At 38.8% G+C, this 2,649-nt stretch carries 2 protein-coding genes and 1 pseudogene; all 3 read left to right on the plus strand.

Annotated features, from left to right (window positions below; translation table 11 throughout):
- Positions 1-850: glycosyl hydrolase-related protein (locus GXZ17_RS03415; protein ID WP_409375887.1), on the plus strand; the 850-nt coding region annotated here is incomplete at its 5' end.
- Between the two features lie 395 nt (positions 851-1,245).
- On the plus strand, positions 1,246-2,427 hold the full coding sequence (locus GXZ17_RS03420) for an ROK family transcriptional regulator (protein WP_409375888.1): 1,182 nt from the start codon (positions 1,246-1,248) through the stop codon (positions 2,425-2,427).
- 14 nt (positions 2,428-2,441) lie between these two features.
- A pseudogene (locus GXZ17_RS03425) lies at positions 2,442-2,649 on the plus strand (N-acetylglucosamine-6-phosphate deacetylase); the annotation flags it as partial.

The following is a 2,649-nucleotide window of genomic DNA, read 5'->3' on the forward strand; positions in this document are numbered from 1 at the left end:
AGAGATAAGAGAAAGCATAATATTATATAAAGACATTAAAAAGATAGATATTAAATTTAAATATAGCTGGTATGGAATGGATACTCTGGTTAAGTTGCGAGTCCCGGTCAACTATAATGCCGAGTCAACGAAAGTATTTGGCGAAATACCCTATGGAGTTTATGAAAGACCCCCTGTACCTTCTAATGAATATGAGGAGAGTAAATATGAATGGCCAGCCCAAAAATGGGTAGCCATAGATGATGTCTCCAATCAGATTGGTCTCGTCTTAAGCAATGACGGTAGAAATGGATTTGATTTAAGGGAATGTAGCTCGGGAGTGGGGAAAGATACCGGGAAAAGAGTGTTAAGGTCCAGCTTGGTAAAGCATTCCTACTACCACATAAAAGCTGGCGATGAATATTCGACCTATGATACTCCGGAGAATATGTGGATAGAAGAAAATCAGGAAGTGGCTTATAGCATCTATACTTATAAGGGTAGTTGGCAAACTTCCCGGGCCTGGAGGAGAGGGTATGAGCTAAATTATGCTTTAGGTGCTGTGGCAATAAAGTCCCATGAGGGAATATATGAGGAAAGCAGCTCCTTTGTGGAAATATATAATGCAGATCATGTTTATGCGTCAGCTCTTAAAAAGGCAGAAGATGATGATGCATATATTCTGCGATTGTTTGAAACTGAGGGAACACCTTCCCAGGATGTCAGGATAAATTTTCCAATGAGCGTAAAAGAGGCCTACGAGGTCAATTTATTAGAAGAGAAAGTAGAAGGAAATATTGCGATAGAAGGTAGCTGCTTGTGCACAAGTATTAGTCCCTGGGAGATTAAAACTATTAAAATATTTATTTGATTTTATCTACGCAGAAAGAGGATGGTCGCTTGAGAGTTTTTAGAAAAAAATTTTAAGAGAAGCGGTCATCTACCCTTTTATTCTGCAGTTCATCTTCTTTGTTTCATGCTTTTCCCTCCTTCTTAGGTGTTGTTCTTTATAACCTCAATACTCTGAGTGTGTCTGGCCTTTGTGGGTCTCAGTATATTCTCTTGCCGGAGTTTATAGGAAGTTCTTTATTTTTTTTCACCGGACTTACTCTTCATTCTCTCGTTTTTATTACTAAAGAGACATTTCCTTGGGGATTTTAGAGGCGACATCATCACAAAATAACTACAAACGACCTCATAAAGGGATACGGAAGAAACTTTATAAAGATTCTTGACAAAGTTTTGAAATTATGTTTTCATAAGCGTATGAAAGTAGGAGATCAAAAATTTTTAAGAGATTTGAATAAAAAAGCTATTTTAAAGTTGGCAAAATATCAGGGTCCTCTCTCTCGAGCAGAGATGGCAAGTTTAACTGGATTAAGTTCTACTACTGTATCTTCTTTAGTTAATGAACTCATTAATGAAGGAGTGCTGGAAGAGATAGGAGAAGGGGCATCGCGAGGAGGGAGAAAACCTATTCTTTTGCGGTTTAATCCTGACTCCTTTTTAGTGATAGGAATAGAGATAGAAGGCGATTTTATTGCTGCTTCTTTGATGAATTTGGATCTTACTATTATCAAAAAAATCAAAAAAAATCTCTTGGATCCCTCTGAGTTTGGAGTTATTAGAGAGATTACTGCTTTAGTAAAAGATTTAACTAAAGAGATATCAGATGAAAAAATATTGGGGATAGGAATAGCAATGACTGGTTTGGTGGAAGATGGGGTAGTAAAGCGGTCGATAAATCTGGGATGGAAAGATGTTCCCATGGGAGGCCTATTAAGGAGGGAAATTCCTGATATTCCTATCTACATAGATAATATTGGAAAAGTGGGAGTTTTGGGAAAAAAGCACGCAGGGAATGATTTAAAAAAAGAGAACTTTATTTATGTACGAGTAGGAACGGGCATCAGTGCTAATTTCGTTTTAAAAGGGGAAGTTTACCGAGGAAGCAAGGGATATGCCGGTGAATTTGGTCATATGACTTTGGAGCCAAATGGACCACTTTGCCACTGTGGTAATCGGGGGTGCTTGGAGGCTTTAGCCTCAGGCTGGGCAATTGCCGAGAGAATGAAAAAAATAGCGCTAAACAATAAAAGCTGTAAGATTTGGGAAATAGTAGAAAACGAGACTGAAATTACTGCCAAAACTGTGGAAGAAGCAGCTCGGTCGGGAGATGAAGCGGCGCTTCAGATTTATCGGGAGGCCGGTTATTATTTGGGTATTGGGATTGCTAACCTGATTTACCTTTATGATCCAGAGTTAATAGTGATAGGAGGAGGGGTATCGAGAGCTGGGGAGTTATTGATGAGGCCTCTTCTGGAGAGTTTGCAATCTCGGCTTCCTGATGAGCTAAAAGATTCAGTAAAGGTAGTGCCCACTATTTTAGGAGACGATGAAATTTTAATTGGAGCTGGGGCTTTGGTGCTAGATAAAGCCCTTCAATAAAAAGGAGGCTTAAAATGGGAAGGATTTTATTTCAGGATTTTCGAGTGCTTACTCCTTTTAGAATACTTGAAAATCATTCGGTGCTGGTGAAAGAAAACAAAATCGGGATAATAGGAGAAAAAGGCGCAATCAAAGCTGAAAGAGATATGGAGATAATAGATGGGAAAGGATTGTTTTATCTGAGTCCTGGATTCATAGATATACATGTGCACGGAGGAGGAG

Source organism: Candidatus Sordicultor fermentans (assembly GCF_012728195.1).
In the GTDB taxonomy this organism is placed as follows: Bacteria; Atribacterota; Atribacteria; order Atribacterales; family Caldatribacteriaceae; genus Sordicultor; species Sordicultor fermentans.